Source organism: Frankia sp. CeCAU1 (genome assembly GCF_977971845.1).
Map to the genome: position 1 here is coordinate 1 of NZ_CDWWXA010000158.1, position 9305 is coordinate 9305.

At 74.2% G+C, this 9305-nt stretch carries 3 protein-coding genes; 1 reads left to right on the forward strand and 2 read right to left on the reverse strand.

From position 1 onward, the window contains the following. Positions 1-52 precede the first annotated feature (52 nt). On the forward strand, positions 53-1921 hold the full coding sequence (locus AC08OO_RS20355; RefSeq protein ID WP_476618923.1) for an ABC transporter ATP-binding protein: 1869 nt from the start codon (positions 53-55) through the stop codon (positions 1919-1921). Positions 1922-1960: 39 nt separating this feature from the next. On the opposite strand, the gene AC08OO_RS20360 is transcribed toward AC08OO_RS20355, so the two are convergent. Next, the gene (locus tag AC08OO_RS20360) at positions 1961-3415 is read right to left on the reverse strand and encodes an acyl-CoA synthetase (RefSeq protein ID WP_476611349.1); all 1455 of its coding nucleotides are present in this window, start codon (positions 3413-3415) and stop codon (positions 1961-1963) included. Between the two features lie 80 nt (positions 3416-3495). After that, positions 3496-9305, reverse strand: a 5810-nt coding sequence (locus tag AC08OO_RS20365; protein WP_476618922.1) for an SDR family NAD(P)-dependent oxidoreductase, incomplete at its 5' end; no start/stop codon positions are given.

Consider the following 9305-nt stretch of genomic DNA (forward strand, 5'->3'; position numbering starts at 1 on the left):
CCGGGGAGCTGCCCGGGGGCCTGCGTCGCGGGGCGTCACGGAACTCTGGGCGCTGCTGCGCGGCCGTCGCGGGGCGGTGGCGATCGCCACGGCGCTGACCGTGGTTGGCACCGCCGTCGGGGTGCTCCAACCGCTGCTCGTGATGCGGGTGATCGACGCCGCGCAGGCGGGGGGTATTCCCGGCTGGCTCATCGGGGCGCTGCTGGGCCTGTTCGTCGGCCAGGCGGTGATCGACACCGCCGGGCACTACCTGCTCGAGCGCGTCGGCCAGGGCGTCCTGCTCGGCCTGCGCACCAGCCTGATCGGCCACCTGCTGCGGCTGCGCATGCGGGTGTTCGACACGCGGCGGATCGGGGATCTGATCTCCCGTGCGAACACCGACACGACCGTGGTGCGGGAGGCGGTGGCGTACAGCTTCACCGCCCTGGTCACCAGCGTGATCGGCGTCGTCGGCGCCGTCGCCCTGATGATCTGGTTGAACCCCTGGCTGTTCCTGCTCGTGCTCGGGGTGGTGGCGGTGGCCGGGGTCGTGGTACTCGGCGCGCTGTCCCGGATCAGGACGGTGTCCGAACGTGGGCAGGCCAGCGTCGGCGGCATGACCGCCGACCTGGAGCGCGCCCTCGCCGCGATCCGTACCGTGCGGGCGAACCGCGCCGAGGGGCGGGAGGCCGCGCGCATCGGCGACCACGCCGCGGCCGCCTACCAGGCCGGCCTCCGGATGGCGAAGCTGGACTCGATCATCGCCCCCGCGATGCAGCTCGCGGTGCAGGGAAGTGTGCTGGTCGTGCTCCTGGTCGGCGGGGTCCTGGTGGCGCGCGGTTCGGCCTCGCTCGGCAGCCTGGTCGCCTTCCTGCTGTATGCCACCTACCTGGTGATGCCGTTGTCGCAGCTCATCGAGGCGGCGGCGACCATCCAGCGGGGGATGGGGGCGCTGTCGCGGGTCAACGCGGTGTTCGCGCTGCCCCGGGAGGGCGACGACGAGTCCGTGCGCGGTCCGCTGCGCACCGTCGCGGTCGTGGCCCCCGGCGGGACGCGCCCGCCGGCACCATTGTCGCCCTTGTCCTCGTCGCGAGTGTCGTCCTCGTTCTCGTCACGAGGGGAGACGCCGAACCCGCGGGCGCCGTCGATCGAGTTCCGTGACGTCTGGTTCGGCTACGCGCAGACGCCGGTGCTGCGCGGGGTGTCGTTCACGGTGCCGTCTCGCGGGCACGTCGCGCTGGTCGGGCCGTCCGGTGCCGGCAAGTCCACCATCCTGGAGCTTGTCGAGCGCTTCTACGAGCCGGACGCCGGAATGATCCTCTTCGCCGGCCACGACGTCCGCGCGATGCCCCGCGCGACCGCCCGGGGGTGGGTCGGGCTGGTCGAGCAGAACACCCCGGTGCTGCACGGCAGCCTGCGGGACAACATCACCTATGCGGCGCCGGAGGCGACCGAGGAGCAGATCGCCGCGGTCCTGGCCACGGCGGGGCTGCGGGACTTCACCGACCGGCTGCCCGAGCGGCTCCGGACCCCGGTCGGTGATCATGGTGTCCTGCTCTCCGGCGGGGAACGGCAGCGGGTCGCGATCGCCCGCGCGCTGCTGGCTCAGCCCGCGGTGCTGCTCCTGGACGAGCCCACGGCCCAGCTGGACAGCGTCAACGAGCAGGCGCTCACCCGCGCTATGAGCCGGATCGCCGCCGAGCGGGCACTGCTGGTCATCGCCCACCGGATCTCCACGGTGCGGGCCGCGGATTTCATCCTCGTGCTGAACGAGGGCCGCGTGGTCGCACAGGGCTCGCACGAGGAGCTGATGGTGACCAGCGCGTTCTACCGCGGCCTCGCCACGGGCCTGCCGGCCGGTCCCGCCGGCCCCACCGGGCCGGTCAGCCCGCCAGAGCGCGGGCGAGCAGGGACCGCAGGGCCTCCCGCCCCGGTGAGGTGAGCGCTTCGAACCCGCTCTCCTCGACGCCGTGACCTGCCCTCAGGGCGTTTCCGGGGGAGCCAGGGCGGACTTGCGGATCTTGCCCATCGAGTTGCGGGGGAGCTCGGCCACCAGGTGGATCTCCCGGGGCCGCTTGTGGATGGACAGCTCCCGTGCCACGAAGTCGATGAGCGCCTCGCTCGCCGTCTCGCTCGGTGTCCCGCCCGCCGCACCGGCCAGGTCGGGGGCGACGACGAAGGCGGCGATGCGCTGCCCGAGGTCGTCGTCCGGCAGCCCGACGACGGCGGCCTCGCGCACGGCCGGGTGGGCCAGCAGTACGGCCTCGACCTCGCCCGCGCCCACCCGGTAACCGCCGCTCTTGATGAGGTCGGTGGATCGGCGCCCGACGATTCGGTGGTGGCCGTCCGGGGCGACGACCGCGGCGTCACCGGTGCGGAACCAGCCGTCCGCGGTGAACGACGCGGCGGTGACCTCCGGGCGCCCCAGGTACCCGTCGAACAGGGTGGCACCGCGGACCTGCAACTCGCCGATGCTCTCCCCGTCCGCGGGCAGCTCGGTCCCCGTCTCGTCGTCCACGAGCCGGGCCAGCACCCCCGGCAGGGTGGTGCCGACCCAGCCCGCCCGGCGCTCCCCGTCCGCCCGGGCGCTGATGGTGATCAACGTCTCGGTCATCCCGTACCGTTCGATCGGGGCGAGGCCGGTGAGCCCGGCGAGCCGGTCGATCACCGGCCTCGGCAGGGGGGCACTGCCCGAGACGAGCAGCCGGGCCGAGACCAGGGCGCGGGCGGTGGTCGGATCGTCGCAGACCCGGGACCACACGGTCGGCACGCCGAAGTACAGGGTCCCCCCGGCCGCCGCGTACGCCGTCGGGGTCGGGCGGACGGTGTGGATCAACCGGCTGCCGACCCGCAGCGCCCCGAGCACACCCAGGACCAGGCCGTGGACGTGGAACAGCGGCAGCCCGTGCACGAGCGTGTCCTCGGGCGTCCAGGCCCAGGCGTCGGCGAGGGCGTCCAGATCGGCGGCGATGGCCGGGGCGGACAGCACCACGCCCTTGGGGGCTCCGGTCGTCCCGGAGGTGTAGAGGATGAGCGCCGGTCCGGTTTCCCCGGACCCGGAGCCGGACTCGGACCCGAAGCCGGCAGACCCCGACCGTGCGGTGAGATCGACCGGCACGGTGGGGATCGCGAGGTTGTCCCAGGCAGGGCTGCCGAGCAGCAGGGCGGCGCCCGAGTCGCGCAGGATGTGACCGCGTTCCCGCGGCCCGGAATCAGGCGGCACGGGTACCGCCGGCACCCCGGCGAGCAGGCAGCCGACGACCGAGACGACGGTGGCCATCGTCGCCTCGGCGTGCACGGCCACCGCCGGCGCGCCGGCCACCCGACCGGCGACGACGGACGCGGCCGCGAAGAGCTCTGCGCGGGTGAACTCGACCTCCCCGACCCGGACGGCGGGGCCGTCGTGCTCGCCGGCAGGCAGTGGGAGCAGGTTCACTCCGTCATGCTCCCATGGCCGAACCCGTCAACGCTCAGCTCCGCCCAGACCGCCGCCGAGGTGCGGTGCGCGTCGATGCATCAGCGCCGTTCCAGTTCCGTGGGCCGCTCCAGTTCCGTGAGCCACTGGTGGAGGACCGCGGCGGTGGAGGCGGCGTGTTCGTTCATCATCGTCTGGTGATTGCCGGCGGCGTCGAGCCTTTCGTGCTCCATCACCCAGTCGGTCACCCAGGCCTGGCCCTCCCCGTCGGGGTTCTCGGCGACCGCCTGCTGGGGCATGCGCTCCATCGCCCGGACGAGGACGACCGGCGCGTTGACGGCGGTCGGCCGCCAGCCCTCGAACAGGTCCAGGTAGGCGCCCTGCGCGGTGACCTGTGCCTCCGTCATCAGCGCGAAGGCCTGGTCGTTGAGGGCGACGCCGCGAAGCTCCTCCTGGATGTCACCCTCGGGGATGCGGTCCCCGGGCAGCCACGTGTCGAGCAGCACCACCGCCCTGGGGTGGATCCCGCGGGTCTCCAGCCGGGCCGCGATCGCATGTGCCAGCCAGCCACCCGAGGAGTAACCCGCCAGCACGAGGGGGATCTCGTCGAACGCCCGGGCGATGGTCTCGGCATGCAGGTCGACGACGAGATCCGCGGTGGCCGGAAGCAGCTCCCCGTCGCCGAATCCGGGATGCGGCAGCGCGTACACGTCCCGCCGGCCATGCAGGTGCAGGGCGAGGCGGGCGAAGTTGTGCGGTCCCGACGGGGCGACCATCGAGGGCAGGCAGACGATGGTGGGCCTGGCCGGACCCGAGGCAAGTCTCACCGGCGCGGCGGGCGCGCCGAAGGCCTCGACGGTGCGGAAGACGGGCCTGAGCCGGGCGGCGGCCCGCAGGACACCGACGCCCTCGGCGAACTTGCCGTCCGTGCACGCCTGCCGGTACAGCTCGCGCACGCCGATCGGCGCGACCTGCGTCCCGGCCCGCGCGGGGGGTCCGCCGGGCACGATGTCCGGGTGCCGCTGGGTGGCGAGGGTGGCAAGGGTATCGAGATGGCGGGTGAGCTCGCAGACCGTCGGATGCTCGAAGACGACGGGCGTGGCCAGGGTGAGGCCGGTGGCGGCGGCCAGTCGGCGGCTGAGCTGCACCGAGGCCAGTGAGTCGAAGCCGAGTTCGAGGAAGCGGCGCTGCGGGTCCACGTCGTCGGGCGACGGGTACCCGAGGAGGGCCGCGGCCTCCGCCCGCACGAGGTCGAACAGCGCGCGGGCGCGGGCAGGCCCGGGCAGCGTCCCGTAGTCCACCCGGGTGGGGGGCGCGTCGGTGCCGGTCGGGTCGGCGTCCCCCTCGGGTCCGGCCGTCGTGGACCGGCTCCATAGATCGTCGAAGAAACGCCCGGGGCGGGCGGCGGTGAAGGGTGGGAGGAAACGCTCCCAGTCGACGTCGGCGACGGTGAGCGCGGCCTGCCCGCCCGCGACCGCCCGGGTGAGCGCGGTGACCGCAGCGTCGGGGGGCAGCGGGGTCAGGCCACGGCGGCCCAGGTAGTCACGGAATGTGGCCTCGGCGCCCATTCCGGCGTCGGCCCACGGGCCGAACGCGACAGAGGTGGCGGCGAGACCGAGCGCGTGCCGCCGCGCGGCGAGGGCGTCGAGGTAGGCGTTGCCCGCGCTGTAGGCGGCCTGGCCGCCACTGCCCCAGGTCGCCGACACCGACGAGAACAGGACGAAGGCCTCCAGCCTGGTGTCGCCGGTGTCGGTGATCCCGCCGGTGCCGTCGAGTAGCCGGTCGAGGCCGGCGGCGCCGGCGACCTTCCCGGCCACGACCTCCGCGAACTCCCCGAGATCGAGTTTGTGTAGGGCGGTCACCTGCCCCATGACACCGGCCGCGTGCACGACGGCGGACACCGGCCGGCCCGCCTTGGCCAGTCTCCGCAGCAGGGCGGCGAGCTGTTCGTGCTCTCCCACGTCGCAGGCCTCGATGGTCGCCTCGGCGCCGAGGGCGGCGAGTTCGGCGCGTAGTTTCTCCGCCCCCGGAGCCGCGGGGCCACGGCGGCTGACGAGGACGATCCGGCGCGCACCGTCGCGGGCGAGCCGGCGGGCGGCATGCGCGCCGAGGGCGCCGGTGCCACCGGTGATCAGGACCGTGCCGTGAGGCCGCCACGCTGGCGGGACGGTGTCGATCGGTGCACCGACGGTGTTGGCTTGTGCATCGACGGTGTCTGCCCTGACGAGGCGGGGTACCAACAGCCCGGTGGCACGGGCGGCGAGCTGGTCCTCGCTACCGGGGGCGGTGAGGGCGGAGCCGAACCACGCCAGCGTCTGATCGTCGAGGTTGGTCGGGATGTCGATCAGACCGCCCCAGGCGTCGGGGTCCTCCAGGGCGAGGGCGCGGCCGAGTCCCCACATCATGGCCTGGTCCGGGGTGGTGACGGGGTCGTCGGGACCGGTGGTGACCGCGCCGCGGGTGACGCACCACAGCGGTGCGGACACGTCGAGGTCGTGTAGCGCCTGGACGAGCGGGACGGTGAGGGCGAGCCCGGTGGTCAGCGCCGGATGGATGTGGTGCGGAGTGTCGTCGAGGGCGAGCAGGGACAGGACGCCGCGTACCGCCTGCACCGTCTTCTTCCCGGCGGGGCCGCCGCCCGACAGCGGCATGGCGCCGGGCGGTGGCATGGCGTTCGACAGCAGCGCCGCGACCCGGGCGCGGTCGGCGTCGTCGCCGGTGAGGGTGAGGGTGACGGCCGTGCCGCCGAGGCGTTCGATGATCCAACAGATGCGGGAGAGCATGTCCTCGTCGACGCCGGCGGCCGGGGTCAGCACCGGCCACACGCCGGACAGCGGTGGCGTCGCGGTGGCCTGGGCCGTCACGGCGGTGGTGACGTCCTCGGAGTCCAGGGGCCGCCACTCGGTGCGGTAAGACCAGCCGTCCGGGTCCGCCGCGCGGGCCGTCCCGACGGTCGGGCTACGGGGCGCGGGGACAGCGGTGGCCCCGTCGAGCCAGTAGCGCCTGCGCTGGAACGGGTAGGTGGGCAGCTCCCGGTGCCGGGCGCCGCGTCCCCGGTACGGGGCGCGCCAGTCGACGTCGACGCCGTGGACGTGCAGCTCAGCCAGGGCGGTGAGGAGGGTGTCGGGTTCGGGGCGGCCGGCGCGGGACGCCGCCGCGGCCACCGTGTCCCGGGCGTCGCGGGCGTCGCGGGCGTCGCGGGCGTCGCGGGTGTCCCGGGTGCTTTGGGTGCTTTGGGGGCGCTGGGTCTTCTCGGGGCGCTGGGCGTCGGCGGCTAGGCAGGCCGGCAGGAGCGCGGTCAGGACGGCGTCGGGGCCGAGTTCGAGGTAGGCGACGGCGCCTTCGCGGTGCAGGCGACGGGCGGCGTCGAGGAAGCGGACGGGTTCGCGGACGTGGCGTACCCAGTGGTCGGGGGTGGCGAGCCCGGTCTGGAGGTCGAGGTCGCCGGTCCGGGTGGAGACGACGGGGATGGCCGGCGGGGAGTAGGTGATCTTCTCGGCGACGGCTCGGAACCGGTCGAGCATGTCGTCCATGTGCGGGGAGTGAAAGGCGTGGCTGACCGTCAGCCGCCTGATGGCGCGGCCGCGCTCGGCCCAGCCGACGGCGACGCGTTCGACGAGGTCGGCGTCGCCGGCGATGACGGTGGCGCTCGGGCCGTTGACGGTGGCGATCTCGACCCGCCCGGCGAGTCCGGCGAGGGACTCGGCGACCTCCTCCTCGCCGGCGCGGATGGCGGTCATGGCTCCGCCGGCGCGGCAGGCCTGCATGAGCCGGCCGCGGGCCGCGACGAGAGCGCAGGAGTCGTCGAGGGTCCACACTCCGGCGACATGGGCGGCGGTGAGCTCGCCGATGGAGTGCCCGGCGAGGATCCCCGGGGCGAGACCCCAGGATTCGAGGAGCCGGAACAGCGCGGTCTCGAAGGCGAACAGCGCGGGCTGGGTGTACTCGGTGCGGTCGAGCGCCGCCGCGCCCGGGGAACCGGCGGGGGCGAACATGACGTCGCGCAGTGGGTGTTCGAGATGCGGCGCAAAGTGGGCACAGACGTCGTCGAGGGCGTCGGCGAAGACCGGGTAGGTCGCATGGAGTTCGCGGCCCATCCCGGGGCGTTGGCTGCCCTGGCCGGTGAACAGGAAGGCGGTTGCCCCCCGGGCGGTTCCGCTTCGGCGGAGCGCTGGTCGGACCGTGCCCAGGACCAGCCCGGCGGTGGGACGGGCCTCGGCCAGAGCAGCCAGGGTCCCGGTCAGGGTCCCGGTCCCGGTCCCGGCCCCGGCCCCGGCCAGGTGCGTGCCGCTGCCGCACGCCGCCGATCCGCGGACGACGGCGACGGCGCGGTGCTCGAAGTGGGTGCGACCCGCCAGGGTGTATCCCGCGTCCAGGGGAGAGATCTCGGGATGGCGCTCCAGGTGCGCGCCGAGCCGGGCGGCCGCCGAACGTAGCGCCGCGTCGCCGCGGCCGGACAGGACGACAGGCACCGGGGCGCTCGCCGGGTTCTCCCCGGCGCGGTCCGCACCCATGGCGTCCGTTCCCGGCCCGGGTGGTGCTTCCTCGATCACGGCGTGAGCGTTGGTGCCGCTTACCCCGAACGCCGACACCGCCGCCCGTCGCGGCCGGCCGTCCCGGCGCTGCCAGGGGACGTTTCCAGTGAGCAGGGCGACGTCGCCCGCCGACCAGTCCACGTGCGGGGACGCCTCGCGCACGTGCAGGGTCCGCGGCAGGACGCCGTGCCGCATCGCCTGCACCATCTTGATGATCCCGGCGACGCCGGCGGCGGCCTGGGTGTGGCCGATGTTCGACTTCAGGGACCCGAGGTAGACGGGCCGCCGTGCCGCACGGTCCTGGCCGTGGGCGGCTCGGTCCTGGCCGTAGGTGGCAATGACGGCCTGGGCCTCGATCGGGTCACCGAGCGTCGTGCCGGTGCCGTGCGCCTCCACCGCGTCGACGTCGGCGGCGCGCAGCCCGGCGTTGGCCAGCGCCTGGCGGATCAGGCGCTGCTGGGACAGGCCGTTCGGCGCGGTCATCCCGTTGCTGGCGCCGTCCTGGTTGATCGCGGTGCCACGCAGGACCGCGAGGACGTGATGGCCGTTACGGCGGGCGTCGGAAAGCCGTTCCAGCAGCAGCACGCCCGCGCCGTCGGCCCAGCCGGTGCCGTCGGCGTCGGCGGAGAACGCCTTGCAGCGCCCGTCCGGTGCCAGGCCCCGCTTGCGGCTGAACTCCACCAGGATCCCTGGGGTCGACATCACGGTCACCCCACCGGCCAAGGCGAGGTCGCATTCGCCGGCCCGCAGCGCCTGGCCGGCCAGATGCACCGCCACCAGGGACGAGGAACACTGGGTGTCGATGGTCAACGCGGGCCCTTCCAGACCAAGCGTGTAGGAGACGCGGCCGGCGATCACGCCGGAGGCGTTGCCGGTGAGCAGTTGTCCCTGGGCTTCGGCGGGCGCCGCATGCCAGGCGGGGCCATAGTCCTGCAGCGACACCCCGGTGAAGACGCCGGTCCGGCTGCCCCGCAGCGACCGTGGGTCAATGCCCGCGTGCTCCAGCACCTCCCAGGAGATCTCCAGCATCAGCCGCTGCTGCGGGTCCACGGCATGTGCCTCGCGCGGACCGATACCGAAGAATCCCGGGTCGAACAGCGCGATGCCGGGCAGGAATCCGCCATGGCGGGTGTAGGCGGTGCCAGGCTGATCCGGATCAGGATCGTAGAGCGCGTCGAGCTCCCAGCCCCGGTCGTCGGGCAGGCCGCCGACGGCATCCCGGCCCTCTCGCACCAGGTCCCACAGGGCTTGCGGTGAATCGGCGCCGCCGGGCAGCCGGCAGGCCATGCCGATGATGACTACGGGATCATGGCCCCGGAACGGCTCCGAGCCGACCTCGCCGGTGGCAGGAACGGCGGTGGCGGCGGGGACGGCGG